This is a genomic window from Bradyrhizobium sp. I71 (assembly GCF_022354745.1).
GTDB lineage: Bacteria > Pseudomonadota > Alphaproteobacteria > Rhizobiales > Xanthobacteraceae > Bradyrhizobium > Bradyrhizobium liaoningense.
On sequence record NZ_CP059398.1, the window covers coordinates 1,386,532 to 1,403,213 of the forward strand.

Annotated in this window: 19 protein-coding genes; 13 read left to right on the plus strand and 6 right to left on the minus strand. The window is 63.6% G+C overall.

Going from position 1 to position 16,682, the window contains the following annotated elements:
* From FJV43_RS06860 to FJV43_RS06875, 4 genes are read left to right on the plus strand one after another with little or no spacing between them, the layout of a single operon-like run.
* The gene (locus FJV43_RS06860; RefSeq protein WP_028181811.1) at positions 1–738 is read left to right on the plus strand and encodes an ABC transporter permease subunit; all 738 of its coding nucleotides are present in this window, start codon (positions 1–3) and stop codon (positions 736–738) included.
* On the plus strand, positions 728–1,468 hold the full coding sequence (locus tag FJV43_RS06865; RefSeq protein ID WP_239625628.1) for an ABC transporter ATP-binding protein: 741 nt from the start codon (positions 728–730) through the stop codon (positions 1,466–1,468). The genes FJV43_RS06860 and FJV43_RS06865 overlap by 11 nt, the downstream gene beginning before the upstream one ends.
* A gap of 48 nt (positions 1,469–1,516) precedes the next feature.
* Complete coding sequence (locus FJV43_RS06870; protein WP_239625630.1) at positions 1,517–2,311, plus strand: pentapeptide repeat-containing protein; 795 nt, start codon at positions 1,517–1,519, stop codon at positions 2,309–2,311.
* 26 nt (positions 2,312–2,337) lie between these two features.
* Positions 2,338–2,685, plus strand: a complete 348-nt coding sequence (locus FJV43_RS06875; protein WP_239629340.1) for a hypothetical protein — start codon at positions 2,338–2,340, stop codon at positions 2,683–2,685.
* 11 nt (positions 2,686–2,696) lie between these two features.
* Here FJV43_RS06875 and FJV43_RS06880 read toward each other — a convergent pair whose 3' ends face one another.
* From FJV43_RS06880 to FJV43_RS06900, 5 genes are all read right to left on the minus strand, one after another.
* Entirely contained in the window at positions 2,697–2,906 is a 210-nt protein-coding gene (locus FJV43_RS06880) for a hypothetical protein (protein WP_239625632.1), read from the minus strand.
* Between the two features lie 178 nt (positions 2,907–3,084).
* Positions 3,085–3,954, minus strand: a complete 870-nt coding sequence (locus FJV43_RS06885; protein ID WP_239625633.1) for a hypothetical protein — start codon at positions 3,952–3,954, stop codon at positions 3,085–3,087.
* 221 nt (positions 3,955–4,175) lie between these two features.
* Positions 4,176–4,256 carry a pyrroloquinoline quinone precursor peptide PqqA gene (pqqA, locus tag FJV43_RS06890; protein ID WP_008562446.1) on the minus strand — a complete coding sequence of 27 codons (81 nt, stop codon included), beginning with the start codon at positions 4,254–4,256 and terminating at the stop codon, positions 4,176–4,178.
* A 219-nt stretch (positions 4,257–4,475) separates the two neighbouring features.
* Positions 4,476–4,805, minus strand: coding sequence for a hypothetical protein (locus FJV43_RS06895; protein ID WP_239625635.1), 330 nt, complete (start codon positions 4,803–4,805; stop codon positions 4,476–4,478).
* 145 nt (positions 4,806–4,950) lie between these two features.
* Complete coding sequence (locus FJV43_RS06900; protein WP_239625637.1) at positions 4,951–5,349, minus strand: calcium-binding protein; 399 nt, start codon at positions 5,347–5,349, stop codon at positions 4,951–4,953.
* Positions 5,350–5,697: 348 nt separating this feature from the next.
* Between FJV43_RS06900 and FJV43_RS06905 the strand changes: the two genes are divergently transcribed.
* The 4 genes from FJV43_RS06905 (at position 5,698) to FJV43_RS06920 (ending at position 9,823) form a co-directional block, all read left to right on the plus strand.
* Positions 5,698–7,362, plus strand: a complete 1,665-nt coding sequence (locus FJV43_RS06905) for a methanol/ethanol family PQQ-dependent dehydrogenase (RefSeq protein WP_239625639.1) — start codon at positions 5,698–5,700, stop codon at positions 7,360–7,362.
* A gap of 11 nt (positions 7,363–7,373) precedes the next feature.
* On the plus strand, positions 7,374–7,730 hold the full coding sequence (locus tag FJV43_RS06910) for a cytochrome c (RefSeq protein ID WP_239625641.1): 357 nt from the start codon (positions 7,374–7,376) through the stop codon (positions 7,728–7,730).
* The gene (locus FJV43_RS06915; protein ID WP_239625643.1) at positions 7,727–8,662 is read left to right on the plus strand and encodes a transporter substrate-binding domain-containing protein; all 936 of its coding nucleotides are present in this window, start codon (positions 7,727–7,729) and stop codon (positions 8,660–8,662) included. Before FJV43_RS06910 ends, FJV43_RS06915 begins: the two co-directional genes overlap by 4 nt.
* A 171-nt stretch (positions 8,663–8,833) precedes the next feature.
* Positions 8,834–9,823: a tripartite tricarboxylate transporter substrate binding protein gene (locus FJV43_RS06920; RefSeq protein ID WP_239625645.1), complete on the plus strand. Its 990-nt coding sequence runs from the start codon at positions 8,834–8,836 to the stop codon at positions 9,821–9,823.
* A 110-nt stretch (positions 9,824–9,933) separates the two neighbouring features.
* Here FJV43_RS06920 and FJV43_RS06925 read toward each other — a convergent pair whose 3' ends face one another.
* Entirely contained in the window at positions 9,934–10,902 is a 969-nt protein-coding gene (locus FJV43_RS06925) for a helix-turn-helix domain-containing protein (protein WP_239625646.1), read from the minus strand.
* A 513-nt stretch (positions 10,903–11,415) separates the two neighbouring features.
* Between FJV43_RS06925 and xoxF5 the strand changes: the two genes are divergently transcribed.
* The 5 genes from xoxF5 (at position 11,416) to FJV43_RS06950 (ending at position 16,682) form a co-directional block, all read left to right on the plus strand.
* Positions 11,416–13,221: a lanthanide-dependent methanol dehydrogenase XoxF5 gene (gene xoxF5, locus FJV43_RS06930; RefSeq protein WP_239629342.1), complete on the plus strand. Its 1,806-nt coding sequence runs from the start codon at positions 11,416–11,418 to the stop codon at positions 13,219–13,221.
* Positions 13,222–13,343: 122 nt separating this feature from the next.
* Positions 13,344–13,835: a c-type cytochrome, methanol metabolism-related gene (locus tag FJV43_RS06935; protein ID WP_028177982.1), complete on the plus strand. Its 492-nt coding sequence runs from the start codon at positions 13,344–13,346 to the stop codon at positions 13,833–13,835.
* 61 nt (positions 13,836–13,896) lie between these two features.
* Complete coding sequence (locus FJV43_RS06940; protein ID WP_239625648.1) at positions 13,897–15,006, plus strand: S-(hydroxymethyl)glutathione dehydrogenase/class III alcohol dehydrogenase; 1,110 nt, start codon at positions 13,897–13,899, stop codon at positions 15,004–15,006.
* Positions 15,007–15,038: 32 nt separating this feature from the next.
* On the plus strand, positions 15,039–15,602 hold the full coding sequence (gfa, locus tag FJV43_RS06945) for an S-(hydroxymethyl)glutathione synthase (RefSeq protein WP_239625650.1): 564 nt from the start codon (positions 15,039–15,041) through the stop codon (positions 15,600–15,602).
* Positions 15,603–16,229: 627 nt separating this feature from the next.
* Positions 16,230–16,682, plus strand: a complete 453-nt coding sequence (locus FJV43_RS06950; protein ID WP_028177985.1) for a (2Fe-2S)-binding protein — start codon at positions 16,230–16,232, stop codon at positions 16,680–16,682.

A 16,682-nucleotide genomic window follows, 5' to 3' on the forward strand; every position in this document is an offset into this window, starting at 1 on the left:
GTGCTGCGTCTTCTCTCGTTCGCCCTGTTCCTCGCAATCTGGTGGACCGCCGCGCTGTTCGTCGGCGGCGCGAAGTTGCCCTCACCGTCGGCCGTGCTCCAGGTCATGATCGCGGAAGCCTCATCCGGCGCGCTGTTCCTGCATCTCGGCGCCACGCTGGCACGCGTCACGCTCGCCTTCGTGCTGGCGATGTCGCTCGGCAGCGCGATCGGTTACCTGATGGGCCGGGTGAAGCTCGCCGACCGGCTCGGCGATCCCTGGCTGATCCTGCTGCTCAATTTGCCGGCGCTGGTCGTGATCGTACTGGCCTATATCTGGGCCGGGCTCACCGAGGCCGCCGCGATCGCGGCGATCGCCATCAACAAGCTGCCGACCGCCATCGTCACCTTGCGCGAGGGCGCGCGCGCGCTCGACCGCTCGCTCGACGAGATGGCGAGCGTGTTCGCGATGCCGCGCTGGCGCGCCTTCCGCCACGTCGTGCTGCCGCAGCTTGCGCCCTATATCGCGGCCTCCGCGCGCTCCGGGCTGTCCCTGGTGTGGAAAATCGTGCTGGTCGCCGAGCTCCTGGGTCGTCCGAACGGCGTCGGCTTCGAGATCGGCGTCGCCTTCCAGCTGTTCGACACGCCGCGGCTGCTGGCCTATTCCCTGACCTTCGCCGCCGTCGTGCTCGTCATCGAAACCTTGCTGGTGCAGCCGTTCGAAGCCCGCGCAAACCGGTGGCGGCCCCGTGCGGCTTGAGGTCGAGATCACAGGAAAGACCTTCAGGAGTGCCGCGGGCGGAACGCACGAGGTGCTGGCGCCGGTCCAGTTCGCGCTTCAATCCGGCGAGGTCGGCGTGCTGATCGGCCCGTCCGGCTGCGGCAAGAGCACGATGCTGCGCATCATCCTCGGATTGGACCACGACTTTGCAGGCCGCGTCGCGCGACCGCCGGAGGCGCGGATCGGCATGGTGTTCCAGGAGCCGCGGCTGCTGCCGTGGCGCTCGGTCGAGCAGAATGTACGGCTTGCAGCCCCGGAGGTTTCCGACGCGAAGCTGTCGGAGCTGTTCCGGATCCTGGAGCTGGAAGCGCATCGCAGCCACTTTCCCGGCGAATTGTCGCTCGGCCTTGCCCGCCGCGTCGCACTCGCCCGTGCCTTCGCGGTCGAGCCCGATCTCCTGGTGCTCGACGAGCCCCTCGCCTCGCTCGACGATGCGCTCGCCGGCCGTTTGCGCGACGAGATCGCAACGCTGGTCGCGAGCCGTCCGATGATGACGCTGCTTGTCACCCACAGTCTCGACGATGCGATCCGGCTCGGCGACCGGCTGTTCTTCTTGTCGCCGCGTCCCGCACGGATCGTACAGGAGCTTCCGATCGCCATCCCGCGCGCCGCGCGCAGCGAAGCCGAGATTGCGGCGATCAGGACCGAGCTTGCACGGCGCATCCAGCCGGAACAAGGCGGCGTTCACGCCGGGCGGGATGTCTCATAGGCAACCGCGCGAGGCCCGTGCTAAATTGGGTCGCAGCGGAGTCTGCTGATGAAGCGAAGGATCGCCCTGACGGCACTTGGCCTTGCTCTGCTCGCGACAACGACGCGCGCGCAGGACATGATGCGCGATCTCGATCTGACGTCACCCGCCATGGTCTCCGCCGAAATGAGCCGGCAGGAGGTCGAGGCCGCGCTGGCCAAAGCGAGCGCCGGCGCCCCCGCCGATTTGACCGGCAAGCGGTTATCGGGGCTCGATCTCAGTGGTCTCGACCTCGCCAACGCAATTCTCCGTGCGGCACGGCTCAACAAGACGAAACTCGCCGGTGCCCGGCTTGATGGGGCGATCCTCGATCAGGCGTGGCTGCTGGACGCAGATCTCACGGGCGCGAGTCTGAAGGGCGCCAATTTGTTCGCTTCACAGATGGCACGTGCTCGCCTCGACGGCGCCGATCTGACTGGTGCGCGCATCACGGCAGATCTCACCGGCGCGAGCATGGTCGGCACGTCGATCGCGGATGCGCATCTCGGTGCCGACATGCGCAACCAGTCGATGGGGCTGATGCGCGCGGTGCTGAGATCCGCCAATATGGAACGGCTGAACGCGCGCAACGCTGATTTGTCGCGCGTCGACCTTGAATTCGCGATCCTCAGGGGCGCCGACCTGAGCGGTGCATCGCTGAAAAACGCCCAACTCGGCGGAGCCGATCTGACCGGCGCCATCGTCATCGACGCCGATTTCGACGGCGCCGATCTCGCCTCGACGAAGCTGATCGCGCCGATCGGCCTTGACCGCGCCAAAAATTTCGACAAGGCAAAGAACCGCGAACGCCTGATCAGGGAATGACGGCGCGCCTGTGGGAGGACTGCTTGATGCGTTGGGTACTGGCATTGATCGCGTTGTCGACGCTTGCCGGCGACGCCGCCGCGCAGACCAAGGGCAAGGGCGTAAGGCTCTGGAACCTGACGACGGAGACGATCTCCGGCTTCCAGCTCGCGCCGGCCGGCAAGACCGACTGGGGTCCGAACCAGTGCTTGAACGACAAGGACAAGGAGGTCGACCACGACGAGCGGCTGCGCATCACCGGTGTCGAGCCCGGCCGCTATGACGCCAAGGTCAGCTATCCCGACGCGCGGCAGTGCATCGTCCGCGACATCGAGATCAAGGCGGACGCCGTGTTCTCGATCGCCGACAAGGATCTGAAGGACTGCACGAAGTAGCGCGGGGCGCCCTATGCCCTGTCGTTCGGGTGTGGATATTCGCAGCGCCAACGCACCGCCTGCCACTTCGGATGCTCGCTGACCCATTGCGCGATATAGGGCGGCGCGGCCATCACGCATTGGCGGGGCGACCCGGAATAGTTGAACATCAGATGCTGTTCCTCGCAGGTCGCAGGCGAGAGTACCGCACACACAGTCACCACCAGGTCAATCGGGTTCATGCCGGATCCTCTCGCAAGGGGCGCTGGAGATTAGCACGAAAGATTACGTTGCAAGGAGGGGGAAAGTTTCAAGCGGAGGTGAGGAATGGCGATGGGAACCGCCTCATCCCTTTTGCGACGCAAAACGCCGAATTCCCCAGAGGTGCCCGTGCTTGTCCCCGCCACGACGGTCTCGCAGCTAGAAGTTGATCCCGAACACCATCCGGGCCTGGTGCCGCTCGAAATTGACGAGGTCCAGATTGCCGCCCGATCCGGCCGGACGTCCCCAGGCCTGCATGCTCCAACTCAAGGTCAGCCGCGAGCGCTCGGATAGCTGGAAATATGCGGTGGGGCCGACGAACAGGGCCTGGCCTGCAAATTCTCCGAGGCCGATCCCCTCATATTGCCGGAAATAGCGCAACTCGCCACCGAGCAGCACATTCGGCCGCACGCGCACCAGGCCGGCAAACGCAGCGCCGATCGTTGAGCTCTTCTCGGATATTCCTCCAACCTCGAGGCGCGCCCATTCCGGTTGATAGATCAGGTTGAGGGCGCCGATGGCGAAGTTCGGGATCAGTTCGCGATCGAAGGCCAGCGTGAACTCGGTGCCGTACATTCGCCCTTTCGCGCCGCTGGTCTCGTCAATGCGGTCGCCGTGCAGCTCGGCAGCGATGGTGAAGCCGAACGGTGCGCGGTCGCGATCGAGCAGGCGATAACGCAGGTCGAGCGAGGCGCCCTGGAAGTTGAACTGGCGGCGGTCGTCGATATCAGGGACGCCGGTGATGTCGTGCAAGCTGGCGGTGCCGCCGACCTCGATACGAAAGTTCGGCAGTGGCACCACCTCGATCTCGACCTCGTGCTCGAGCGCGCGATACGCCGCCCCGCCTTTGCCGAAGCGCCCTGTCGTTTGGGTCTGGAATTCGCGCTCGCCGACATTGCCGACATCGGTGCCGATCATGAAGCCGAAAATGTGCTCGGTATCAAAGCCTTCCTCAGCGCTGCTGCGTGCCGGCGCCAGCACGATCGCGCACCCGATCACCAGCCAGAACTTACAGGCTCTGCCGCCCATCCCGTGCCCCGAAGGCGCGCCGCTATGATGCAGCAGCAACGCTCACCGAGCATCAGCGTAGCACACTGCGGCAGAGCAAGGTCGAGATTTTGGTGGAGAGGTCGAAGCCTGCGCACGTGCCGCTTGGCGTCCATCGCAAAGCACGATGAGACCAGGCCGAAATCCGACACTGCCGCGGCTTCGACGGCGCTCGCCATCGAGGCCGCGGCAGGTCGTCAGTCTTACTTGCGCGAAGCGCAGGCGTACATGTTGATTTCCATGCCGACCGGCACTTCCACGATCTTCGGAGCTTTCCAAGCCATTCGGGGTCTCCCAAGGTATTGAGCGCGACATCGCGCGGCGCAAAACGTAGGGCTGCGTCAGGTGCAGTTCAAGCCTCGATTGGACTGCCGAGCGCGTCTGTGTCGATTCTTCGCCACTGCATTTCTCTCTCGGACAAAACCAGTTCTCTCTTGGTCAAGCACGACCAGCGAGACAACAACTTGTGCAACGCACCGCGCGTCTGGTCGACAGCGGCGCCGTCAGCAGCCCTTGTCGGCTATTTCGGTATTCGGCTTGGCGCCTTCGGCGCGCTGGGCGGCGGTCGGCTCACTCTGCATTTGCCGCTGCGCATCCTCGGACGAAGCCGGCGTTTCACCGCTTGCACGATTCATCGTGCTGGTCGGCGGATGCTGGCTGGTATCACTCGTTGAACTGGGCGAGTGCGATTGAGCGGAGCCCACGGTGACCGGACCAGAACCGGCATCCTTGTCGGTGCTGGCGCTACCGGTGTTGCACGGGCCGGCGACGGCAACGCCGGCGCTCAATGTCAGGATGGCGCAGGCAGCAAGAACGGAACGTTTTGTGTTCATCTGCATCTCCTCTTCGCCTGCCGCGCAGCCCCGGCGCCAGGCAGGACGTTGCGGAGAAAACAGGCTGGGCAGCCCGATGTTCCCGGGCGTCAGGCCGGAATGATCGCAAACACGGCCCTCGTCACGTCAGTTCCGATTGCCCCGCTCACCGTAACAATCGCAGCAGGCTGCGGCCGGCGCGCGAGTTCAGCTCCTTCGCATCCAGCGTTCCGTCCTTGTCGGGATTCGCCGCGTTGAAGCGTTGTTCGACCACGGACAGATATTCGTCCAGCGTAAGCGTCCCGTCACGGTCAGGATCGGCGGCGGCGAGCTCTTTCGCCGACAACCGTCCGCGCAATTCGCGCGCATCAAGCGTGCCGTCACGATCGGGATCAAGCTTTGCGAACATTGCGGCGGCCACCTTCTTCACCTCGGCAAGATCGAGCGTGCCGTCATTGTCGGTGTCGAACATCTTGACCGCGTTGCCAGAGGCCGACCACGCCGGACCGGCTGACAATGCAATCGTAAGCGCAAGGGCAAGGGCAATTGAACGACGCGAAATCATCTAGACCTCCCTGACGATGAGCCCCCCAAATCGACGGGGACAGAAACGACTTAAATCCGCAAGCAGGCCTTGGTTCAAGTCCGGACTTGCAACTTGCGCGCGCCACAACCCGGGAGGACCCGGCCGCGCCGCCGGCGTGCCTGCACCCCGGGACCGCTTCGTAGCGCGGAATTTTCTCAGCGTCTCCGCACAAGTGGAAGTTGCTTTCGTAAGGTTTCCGTAAGGTGACCGACACCCCGCGTCCGACGATATCGGCACGGCACTTACGACTTTCGTATTGACGTGTTTTGCTTTCAGGCGGAATGTTGCAATCGCAGCGTCAAAAGGCGCGCATATTGGGAGGAACGGATGAAACGCTTTGCGATGGCCGCAGGCCTCGTCATGCTTGCGTCAAGCTGTGCAAATGCACAAACCACCGAGCAGCTGGTCAAGGGTGCGACCGACACGTCGAACGTTCTCAATTATGGAATGGGCTACAATCTCCAGCGGTTCTCAACGCTGAACCAGATCAACAAGGATACGGTCAAGAACCTCGTCCCGATCTGGAATTACAGCTTCAATGACGATCGTAGCGAGGAATCCCAGCCCATCGTCTATCAGGGCGTCATCTATGTGACCTCGCACAATGCCACCATGGCAGTCGATGCCAAGACCGGCAAGCAGATCTGGAAGAGCAAGATCGAGTATCCCGCCGAGACGCCGAGAATCGTCTGCTGCGGCATCATCAACCGTGGCGTCGCGATCCATGAAGGTAAGCTGTTCCGTACGACCCTCGATGCCAACGTGATTGCAATCGACGCGAAGAACGGCAAGGAGCTGTGGCGGCAGAAGGCGGCCGACATCAAGGAAGGCTATTCGATGACGGTGGCCCCGCTGGTTGCCGACGGCGTCGTCATCACCGGCATCTCCGGCGCGGAATTCGGCACCAGGGGCTTCATCGACGGCTGGGATCCTGCGACGGGCAAGCATCTCTGGCGTACCCATTCGATCCCCTCGCCGGATGAGCCCGGTGGCGACACCTGGAAGGGCGACACCTGGAAGCTCGGCGGCGGCTCGACCTGGATCACGGGCTCTTACGATCCGGAACTGAACACGATCTATTGGGGCATCGGCAATCCCGGCCCGTTCAATTCTGCGGTCCGGCCCGGCGACAATCTCTACACCTGCTCGGTGCTGGCGCTCGATCCGAAGACCGGCAAGATCAAGTGGCACTACCAGTTCTCGCCGAACAATCCATTCGATTACGACGCCGTGGCCGAGATGGTGCTCGCCGATGTGAACGTCGAGGGCAAGCCGACCAAGACGCTGATGAATGCCAACCGCAACGGCTTCTTCTACGTGCTCGACCGCACCAACGGGAAGCTGCTCGCGGCCAACCCGTACGTGAAGGTCAACTGGGCGACCGGGATCGACATGAAGACCGGACGTCCGATCGAGACCGACATTTCCAAGGACGCCCGCGAGGGCAAGAAGGTCACCGTCTATCCGTCCATCCTCGGCGGCAAGAACTGGGAGCCGATGTCGTTCAATCCGCAGACCGGCCTTGCGTATGCCAATACGCTCGCCTTCGGCGGCAGGTACAAGACCGAGCCCGTCACCTACAAGCAGGGTGAATGGTATCTCGGCATGGATCTGACCGACCTCTGGGAGTACGGGGACGGGCCGCGCGGTCATCTCAAGGCCATCGACCCCATGACCGGCAAATCGAAGTGGGAAGCGCCGAGCGACATTCCGCGCTTCTCGGGCGTGCTGTCGACGGCCGGAGGCGTCGTGTTCTCAGGCGCACTGACCGGCGAGTTCGAGGCCTTCGACGCCGACACCGGCAAGAAGCTCTGGCAGTTCCAGACCGGCTCCGGCATCGAGGGACAGCCCGTGACCTGGCAGCAGGATGGCGTGCAGTATGTCGCCGTGACGAGCGGCTATGGCGGCGTCTACTCGCTGTTCTCCGGCGACGAGCGGTTGGCTCAGGTGCCGCCCGGCGGTTCGCTCTGGGTCTTTGCAGTCAAGCAGTAACCACGGGTGCAATGCTGAAACTGTTCTCTCACAAGACGGTGGCGAACCTCGCCACCGTCGCGGTGCTGACGGTCGCGCTTGCGGCGACCGTTCGTGCCGCTGACGACGCGAACGGCAATCCATTGCAGGCTCAGATCGACCATGGCAAGTCGACCTATGCCTCGAAATGCTCGCACTGCCACGGCCCCAATCTGATGAACTCTGGTACCATCACGCCGGACCTGCGCGCCATTCCCGACGACAAGGTGCGCTTCGTCACCACGGTGAAGAACGGCAAGAACAACAAGATGCCGCCCTGGGGCGACATCCTCTCCGACGACGAGATCGGGAATCTCTGGGCGTTCGTCTCCAGCCGGAGAAAGCCATGAGACGATGCCTCTCCATCTGGAGCGTCGCGGCGATCCTCTTGGCAGCGCCTCTCGGTGCGAGCGCGGCCGCCGCCGAGGATCCGCTCAAGATATGTCTCGATGAAGACCGGCCGCCGCTGTCGATGCATCGAAAGGGCAAGCCGGATGCCGGCTTCGACGTGCTGCTGGCGCAGGCCGTGGCCGAACGCCTGCGACGGCCGCTCGTGATCCAATGGTTCGAGAGCAGGCTGGATGAGGATTCCAGCCCGCAGCTCGAGGCCAATGCGCTGCTCTCGGATGGGCGGTGCTCCCTCGTCGGCAGCTACGCGCTGACGCAGGATTCGCTCGTCGTGCCCGGGATGAAGACGGCGCGCTTGCCGGATTTCGCCGGGGCCACACGCGACGATCGGCGGCGCCGCGTCCCGCTGGGCGTGCTCGCGCCGAGCCGGCCTTACGTCTATTCGCCGATGACGGTGGTGCTCGGGCCGAAGGCCCGCGGCCGCAAGATCGCCGACATCGGCGACCTCGCCGGCCTTCGTCTCGTCATCGAAAGCGGGTCGCTCGGCGACGCCATCCTGATGACCTTCGACAAGGGCCGACTGATCGACAGCATCACCCATCTCGTCCCCGGTCGCGACGACCTCCTCGGCGCGCTCCAGCGCGGCGACCATGACGCGACTCTGATCGATCTTGCCCGCTTCGACGCCCATCGCGCCGCGCATCCCGACACGGCGATCACGGCGTCCGGCTACTACTACCCGATCGGGGCCAATCGCGGCTATGTCGGGCTCGCCAGCGATGGCGCGCTGATCGAGGCCGTCAACAAGGCGCTCGGCCAGCTTGCCGCCGAAGGCAAGATCGCCGAATTCGGCAAGCAGGCCGGCCTCACCTATCTGCCGCCGCGGGAGCCAGCGATTCTGGGCGACGTCTGGACGCAAATCATTCAGCGGTGATTGCAAGCGCGCTGATGTCCGGACGGCACGCAGTGACGCCCCGCAGAGCCTGCGCCCGGGCACGTACTCCCTGCGCGCTGCGCACGCATCATGCGCCAATCTGTCTCGCCTGCCGGCCATGCCCGGCGCCAGCTTGATGCAGTAGGTTCCGCAAAAATCTGGGAGAGAATCATGTCCGCCAAACTCGATCGCCGCCACTTCATCGCCGCCGGTACCACTGCACTGGCGATGCCATTCGTCATACGCGGCGCCTCGGCGCAAGGCACGTGGCCGGCGCGGCAGATTCGCATGATTTGCAGCTATCCCGCCGGCGGACAGACCGACCTGCTCGCGCGCGCCTATGGCGAATTCATCTCCAAGCAGGTCGGCAAGACCGTCGTCGTCGAGAACAAGCCCGGCGCCTCCGGCGCGATCGGCACGGCCGAGGTCGCCCGCGCCGAGCCCGACGGGCACACCATCCTGTGCTCGATCTCGACCACCTACATCATGAACCGGGTGGTGATGAAAAATCCCGGCTACGACATGGACAAGGATCTGGCGCTCGTCAGCGTCATTCCCGGCGCCGGCCTGCTGCTGGTGGCGAACCCGAAAACCGGCGTCAAGACGCTGGAGGATTTCGTCGCCTTCGCGCGCAAGAGCGGCAAGGTGAACTTCGGCACCTACAGCGCGGGCTCAGCCCCCCACATGACGATCAACGAGCTCAACAAGCAGTACGGCCTCAATATCGAGCCGGTCCATTATCGCGGCGAAGCGCCGATGTGGACGGGCATGCTCGAAGGCACGCTCGATGCCGCCATGGGCAGCTACACGGCCGCGCAGTCGGTCCTGCAAAGCGACCGCGGCACCGTCTTCGCCGTGCATTCGAAGAAGGTCGACGCGATCCCGAACGTGAAGACGTTGCCCGAACAGGGCGCGACGTCGAAATTCTTCACCGTGAGCGGGTTCACCGGCTGGGCCGTGCCGAAGGCGACGCCGCAGCCCGTGGTCGATCGCCTCGCCGAGCTCTGTGTCGCCGCCAACGGCGATTCGAAGGTGAAGGAGGTTCTCGCGACTTTCGTGCTCGAACCTGCAATCGGCTTCAAGGAAACCAACGCGCTGTACCAGCGCGAGCTGCCGATCTGGATCGAGAGCGCACGGTCGCTCGGCCTCGAGCCGGCCTGAACCTCAGGACCATTGCCGTCGCGCTTCAGGTTGCAGTTTGGGCATGATCTTTCCGCAAAACCGCGGCGCACTTTTCCCGATCATGCTTTGGAGCATTCGCTCGACAACGCCTAGTGCTCGCCCGAGGCCGCCGCGCCCTGCTGCGCCTTGTGGATCGAGGACGGCACCACGCCGAAATATTTCCGGAACACGCGGCTGAAATGCGATGAGCTGGAGAAGCCCCACGAGAACGCGACGTCGGTGATGGTCTTGCCGGCGTGGGCCTCGAGCTCCTGGCGGCAGTTCTGCAACCGCGCCTGCCAGATGTAGTCGCTGACCGTGGTGCCGCGCTCCGAGAACAGCATGTGCAGGTAGCGCTTGGAGCAGCCGAGCTCGGCCGAGATCTGGTCGATGCACAGATCCGGATCGCGCAAGTGCTCGCGGATGAAGAACTGCGCGCGCACATACATCGCTTCGGGCCCGACACGATCGAACATCGTGTCGGCCTCGCGCAGCGGCAGCAACAGCAGGTCTATCAGGGAATCAGCGACGCCGACCGCGCTGTTGGCCGACAGCTTTGCCGCCTCGTCAAAGGTTGCGTGGACGAAATCATGGGCGATCCGCCCCGTGCCTGTTTTTGAGGACAGCTTGCAGGCGGGCATCCGCTGCGATGGGAAGCCGCGGTCGCGAAGCAGGGCCTTCGGCACGATCACCACGTCATGACGCGTGAAGGCTGGGCTGATGATCGAATGCGGGCAGGAGACATCGTAGGCGATGATGTCGCCGGGGTTGATTTCGATGTGACGGCCTTCCTGCTCGAAATAAGACACCCCGTAGGTCTGGAAGTGGATCTTGATGTATGGGTGTTCATTGGCCTTGGCGCGCGCAAGCGTGTGCGCGATGCGATGCTGGCTCACCTCGATCTGGCAGAGCTTCAGACGCGAGACGCTGGTGTAGTCGATGCGACCTTCCAGCGAGGACGCCTCCAGCGGATCGACGTCGAAATGCCCGCACAGGCTCGTCAACCCGTCGATCCAGCTCTGGATCTGCCGCTTCGGCGTCATTCCGGTCGTCGAGAGCGTGTGAATTGTGTCGGACATTAATCCAGCCACTGGTTTGATCCGGAGATTCGACGCGAATCGCGACCAGCGCTGCCGGAGCCCTCAGCCGTGATTGCGTGACGTTTACCTCGAATTTGAGCGATCTTGTGGAACAAGCGCCACCGTTCCATTGCCACTCTTGAAACTTAATCCTCCGCCTTAGTTGCAGCGCCGTCAAGGGGAACCTGAGCGTTGAGCGCGGCCCGTCGCGGCGCGGAAACGACTGAATTCGCTACTGCAAAATCAAAATCTTTGCCCCCGTGCGCTGTCGAGCAAACTGGCTTCCCTCTCGGGCAAGTTTCCCGATGGCTAAGTCGTTAGGGATTGCGGCAGGAACAATAAAAACGGGCCGCTCCTGCACGTGGACCCGTGGCTCTCATCAGGAGGAGGAAACAGCACAGCATCGTTTCTGGTCCCAATCGTGACCGCCCTGCACGAGCAAACGCCGGACGAGAAGCCCGGCGGTCGAGCAATGCTTCGGAAACAATAAACGAGACCAACGGAGGAATGACTATGCGCAAGGTGCTACTGGCGACCTATCTCGGCTCCGCGGCGGCTCTCGCCGTCGGCAGCGCTTCAGCCAACGACGAGCTGATCAAGATGTCGCAGAACCCGAAGGACTGGGTGATGCCGGCGGGTGACTATGCCAACACCCGCTATTCCAAACTGAACCAGATCAACGCTCAGAACGTCGGCAAGCTCCAGGTCGCCTGGACCTTCTCGACCGGCGTGCTGCGCGGCCATGAAGGCGGCCCGCTGATCATCGGCAACATGATGTACGTCCACACGCCGTTCCCGAACAAGGTCTACGCCATTGACCTTTCCAACGAGAACAAGATCGTCTGGAGGTACGAACCGAAGCAGGATCCGAACGTCATCCCGGTGATGTGCTGCGACACGGTCAATCGCGGCCTGTCCTACGGGGACGGCAAGATCATCCTGCATCAGGCCGACACCAACCTCGTCGCGCTCGACGCCAAGACCGGTCAGGTCGCGTGGTCGGCAACCAACGGCAATCCGGCGAAGGGCGAGACCGGCACTTCGGCGGCTCTGGTCGTCAAGGACAAGGTCATGGTCGGCATCTCCGGCGGCGAGTTCGGCGTGCAGTGCCACCTCACCGCATACGACCTCAAGTCCGGCAAGCAGGCCTGGCGCGCCTATTCCGAGGGTCCGGACGATCAGATCAAGCTCGATCCCGCCAAGACAATGTCGCTCGGCAAGCCGGTCGGCGCGGATTCCTCGCTAAAGACCTGGCAGGGCGACCAGTGGAAGATCGGCGGCGGCTGCACCTGGGGCTGGATCTCCTACGATCCCGCTCTGAACCTCGTCTACTACGGGTCGGGCAATCCCTCGACCTGGAACCCGAAGCAGCGTCCCGGCGACAACAAGTGGTCGATGACGATCTTCGCGCGCGATGCCGACACCGGTATGGCGAAGTGGGTCTACCAGATGACGCCGCACGACGAGTGGGACTATGACGGCGTCAACGAAATGATCCTCACCGATCAGCAGATCAACGGTCAGCCCCGCAAGCTGCTGACGCACTTCGACCGCAACGGCCTCGCCTACACCTTGGACCGCGAGAGCGGCGAACTGCTGGTCGCCGAGAAGTACGACCCGAAGGTGAACTGGACCAGCGGCGTCGACATGGACAAGAACTCGCCGACCTACGGCCGTCCAAAGGTCGTCGCGCAATACTCGACCGAGCACGGCGGCGAGGACAAGAACACCAAGGGCATCTGCCCGGCCGCGCTCGGCACCAAGGACGAGCAGCCGGCAGCCTACTCGCCGGACACGCAGCTGTTCTACGTCCCGACCAACCACGTCTGCATGGACTACGAGCCGTTCAAGGTGAGCTACACCGCGGGCCAGCCCTATGTGGGCGCGACGCTCTCGATGTACCCGCCCCCGGGTGAAAGCCACATGGGCAACTTCATCGCCTGGGACAACAAGACCGGCAAGATCGTCTGGTCGAACAAGGAGCAGTTCTCGGTCTGGTCGGGTGCGCTCGCAACGGCAGGCGGCGTGGTGTTCTACGGCACGCTCGAAGGCTACCTGAAGGCGGTCGACGCCAAGTCCGGCAAGGAGCTCTACAAGTTCAAGACTCCCTCGGGCATCATCGGCAACGTCACCACCTATGAGAACAACGGCAAGCAGTACGTTGCCGTGCTCTCCGGCGTCGGTGGCTGGGCCGGCATCGGCCTGGCGGCAGGTCTGACCGATCCGACCGCAGGTCTCGGCGCAGTCGGCGGCTACGCGGCCCTCAGCAACTACACGGCACTCGGCGGTACGCTGACCGTGTTCTCGCTGCCGAACTAGGCCTCGCTCTGCATCGCTCCGGCGCGTGGATCAACTCCACGCGCCGGCTCGTCTCCCACCGGGTCCCACCGGGCTCCTCGAGGAAAAATCTCTTGCGTAAAATCTGCTCTGTCATTGCTGCGATGATCTTGGTTGCGTCCGGAGGAATTGCGGTCGCGGACGGTCCGGGCGACCCCACCGCAGTGAAAAAGGAAGACGACGGAAAGTGGCTCGATAAGGAAGGGGTTCCGACCTACAAGATTTCGGCCGACGGCACCGTGGACTGGTTCACCTATTCCGGATACCGCCGCTATCATTCCGACTGCCACGTCTGTCATGGCCCCGACGGCATGGGCTCCACCTACGCGCCGGCGCTCAAGGATTCGGTCAAGTCCATGAGCTACGGCGACTTCCTCGGCGTGGTCGCCTCCGGCCGCAAGAACATCTCGACCGCGCAGGAAAACGTCATGCCTGCTTTCGGCGACAACCCGAACGTCGCCTGCTACATGGACGACCTGTACGTCTATCTGCGCGCCCGCTCCACCGAAGCATGGGGCCGGCAGCGTCCCGCCAAGAAGGAGGAGAAGACAGAGGCGTACAAAAAGGCGGAAGACGCCTGCATGGGCAACAAATGAACGTTACGAGGACTGCCGAGACCACCTCTTGGCGTCCTATGAGAATCTGAGGAGTCTTACTATGAAAACACGCGCCGCCGTCGCCTTCGAGGCCAAGAAGCCGCTCGAAATCGTCGAAGTCGATCTGGAAGGCCCAAAGGCCGGCGAGGTCCTAGTCGAGATCAAGGCCACTGGCATCTGCCATACCGACGCCTACACGCTCGACGGCTTCGACAGCGAGGGCATCTTCCCGTCGATCCTGGGGCATGAGGGTGCGGGCATCATCCGCGAGATCGGCCCTGGCGTGACCTCGGTGAAGCCGGGCGACCACGTCATCCCGCTCTACACGCCGGAATGCCGGCAGTGCAAAAGCTGCCTCAGCCAGAAGACCAATCTCTGCACCGCGATCCGCGCGACGCAGGGCAAGGGTGTGATGCCCGACGGCACCAGCCGCTTTTCCTACAAGGGCAAGCCGGTCTACCACTACATGGGCTGCTCGACCTTCTCGAACTTCACCGTGCTGCCCGAGATCGCGGTCGCCAAGATCCGCGAGGACGCCCCCTTCGACAAGAGCTGCTACATCGGCTGCGGCGTCACCACCGGCGTCGGCGCCGTCGTCAACACCGCGAAGGTCACGCCGGGCTCCAACGTGGTCGTGTTCGGCCTCGGTGGCATCGGCCTCAACGTGATCCAGGGCGCCAAGATGGCCGGCGCCGACAAGATCATCGGCGTCGACATCAACGACGCCAAGGAGGAGTGGGGCCGCAGGTTCGGCATGACCGAATTCGTCAACCCCAAGAAGGTCACCGGCGACATCGTCCAGCACCTCGTCGGCCTCACCGATGGCGGCGCCGACTACACGTTCGACTGCACCGGCAACACCACGGTGATGCGCCAGGCGCTGGAAGCCTGCCATCGCGGCTGGGGCACCTCGATCATCATCGGCGTTGCCGAATCCGGCAAGGAGATCGCCACCCGCCCGTTCCAGCTCGTCACCGGACGCAACTGGCGCGGCACCGCGTTCGGCGGCGCGCGCGGCCGCACCGACGTGCCGAAGATCGTCGACTGGTACATGAACGGAAAGATCCAGATCGATCCGATGATCACCCACGTGCTCAAGCTCGAAGAGATCAACAAAGGCTTCGATCTCATGCACGAGGGCAAATCCATCCGTTCAGTCGTCGTGTTCTAGCTCGCAGACATCACACCAAGGAGGATCGACCCATGACTGTTGCACTCCATCCCTCGATCGACAACGGCATCAAGCAAGGCAGCGGCAACTTCGCCGGCGGCACGCTGGTCTGCAAATGCACGGACCATCCGGTCAAGGTCGGCATCAAGGGCGACGTCGCCCACAACCACGCCTGCGGCTGCACCAAGTGCTGGAAGCCGCAGGGCGCGAACTTCTCCGTCGTCGCCGTGGTGCCGCGCCAGAACGTCACCGTGCTCGAGAACGGCGACAAGCTCCAGATCGTCGACCCCTCGGCGGTGATCCAGCGCTACGCCTGCAAGGCCTGCGGCACGCACATGTACGGCCGCATCGAGAACAAGAACCACCCGTTCTACGGCCTCGACTTCATCCATCCCGAATTGTTCCAGGAGCAGGGCTCGCAGGCGCCGCAATTCGCCGCCTTCGTCTCCTCGGTGATCGAATCGGGCGTGAAGCCCGAGCAGATGGCAGGCATCCGGTCGCGGCTGAAGGAGATCGGGCTCGAGCCCTATGACTGCCTGTCGCCGGCACTGATGGACGCGATCGCGACCCATGTGGCGAAAGCCAAAGCCGCCTGAGAAGGCCGCCTGATCGGGCCCGCCGAACCTTCGCCGGTCCCCATCCGCTCGCTGGCGCCTGCCGCTGCCAGCGAGCCGGACCGGTCGTCGTCCCGGGACCAGCGCGGTGATGCTGTCGCTTCTGCACCAGACATATGTGAGGGCCCTTAGTTCCTCAGTCCTGGTCACTGAATGACGGCGCAGGCCGCCCGCTTCCTGCTTGAAGCTCGCGAAGCCTGCGTTTCTCCCTCCCTCGACTGAGGCATCCTGCTTCGTCCGCGCAGTTCCTGGCGGACGAAGCTTTTTTGCTTGGGCCCGTTGCAGAGGCGCGCAACGCGATGACCACGCCCTGCTTTTGACAAACCATCGATGCAATCTTTTCCCGGTGAGAACACTCGGCTGTGAACGCCGAGCCGGAGCGATCTCTGTTACGATCGCACCGTCACGATGCCGCGCGAATACAATCAATCAAGAACAATACGGGGGAGGTATCGAGCACATCCAGACATCGCCATTGGCGTTCCTGCCCCCTTTCGGGATTTGCCCGCGCGGGACGACGGCGGAATGCGGCGAGACGACGCGTGAACCGTCGCCACCGGCGTCGGCGAACTTTACATTTGGCATGCTTATGAAGAGCGAGGGATGATCATGATCAAGGTGAAGATCAACGGCCAGGAACAGAGCTGGGACGGCGACCCGGACCTCCCGCTACTCTGGTTCCTGCGTGACGAGGCCGGACTGACCGGCACCAAATACGGCTGCGGGCAAGCCCTGTGCGGCGCCTGCACCGTCATCGTCGACAAGGAGGCCGTGCGGGCCTGCATCACGTCGGTGAACGACGTCGCCGGACGCGAGGTCACCACGATCGAGGGATTGCATCCCAACGGCGATCACCCGGTGCAGAAGGCCTGGCGTCAGGTCAACGTACCCCAATGCGGCTTCTGCCAGGCCGGCCAGATCATGCAGGCTGCAGCCCTCCTGATGGACAACCCGAAACCCTCGCATGACCAGATCCGCGAGGCGATGTCGGGCAACATCTGCCGCTGCGGCTGCTACCAACGCATCGAGAACGCCGTCCATCTCGCATCGACGGGAGTGTGA

What these genes read in the sequence shown, in the direction of transcription:
- FJV43_RS06870 (WP_239625630.1), top strand. Translation starts at nt 1,517, where the DNA reads ATGAAGCGAAGGATCGCCCTGACGGCACTTGGCCTTGCTCTGCTCGCG.
- FJV43_RS06875 (WP_239629340.1), top strand. Translation starts at nt 2,338, where the DNA reads ATGCGTTGGGTACTGGCATTGATCGCGTTGTCGACGCTTGCCGGCGAC.
- FJV43_RS06880 (WP_239625632.1), bottom strand. Translation starts at nt 2,906, where the DNA reads ATGAACCCGATTGACCTGGTGGTGACTGTGTGTGCGGTACTCTCGCCT.
- FJV43_RS06885 (WP_239625633.1), bottom strand. Translation starts at nt 3,954, where the DNA reads ATGGGCGGCAGAGCCTGTAAGTTCTGGCTGGTGATCGGGTGCGCGATC.
- pqqA (WP_008562446.1), bottom strand. Translation starts at nt 4,256, where the DNA reads ATGGCTTGGAAAGCTCCGAAGATCGTGGAAGTGCCGGTCGGCATGGAA.
- FJV43_RS06895 (WP_239625635.1), bottom strand. Translation starts at nt 4,805, where the DNA reads ATGAACACAAAACGTTCCGTTCTTGCTGCCTGCGCCATCCTGACATTG.
- FJV43_RS06900 (WP_239625637.1), bottom strand. Translation starts at nt 5,349, where the DNA reads ATGATTTCGCGTCGTTCAATTGCCCTTGCCCTTGCGCTTACGATTGCA.
- FJV43_RS06905 (WP_239625639.1), top strand. Translation starts at nt 5,698, where the DNA reads ATGAAACGCTTTGCGATGGCCGCAGGCCTCGTCATGCTTGCGTCAAGC.
- FJV43_RS06910 (WP_239625641.1), top strand. Translation starts at nt 7,374, where the DNA reads ATGCTGAAACTGTTCTCTCACAAGACGGTGGCGAACCTCGCCACCGTC.
- FJV43_RS06915 (WP_239625643.1), top strand. Translation starts at nt 7,727, where the DNA reads ATGAGACGATGCCTCTCCATCTGGAGCGTCGCGGCGATCCTCTTGGCA.
- FJV43_RS06920 (WP_239625645.1), top strand. Translation starts at nt 8,834, where the DNA reads ATGTCCGCCAAACTCGATCGCCGCCACTTCATCGCCGCCGGTACCACT.
- FJV43_RS06925 (WP_239625646.1), bottom strand. Translation starts at nt 10,902, where the DNA reads ATGTCCGACACAATTCACACGCTCTCGACGACCGGAATGACGCCGAAG.
- xoxF5 (WP_239629342.1), top strand. Translation starts at nt 11,416, where the DNA reads ATGCGCAAGGTGCTACTGGCGACCTATCTCGGCTCCGCGGCGGCTCTC.
- FJV43_RS06935 (WP_028177982.1), top strand. Translation starts at nt 13,344, where the DNA reads ATGATCTTGGTTGCGTCCGGAGGAATTGCGGTCGCGGACGGTCCGGGC.
- FJV43_RS06940 (WP_239625648.1), top strand. Translation starts at nt 13,897, where the DNA reads ATGAAAACACGCGCCGCCGTCGCCTTCGAGGCCAAGAAGCCGCTCGAA.
- gfa (WP_239625650.1), top strand. Translation starts at nt 15,039, where the DNA reads ATGACTGTTGCACTCCATCCCTCGATCGACAACGGCATCAAGCAAGGC.
- FJV43_RS06950 (WP_028177985.1), top strand. Translation starts at nt 16,230, where the DNA reads ATGATCAAGGTGAAGATCAACGGCCAGGAACAGAGCTGGGACGGCGAC.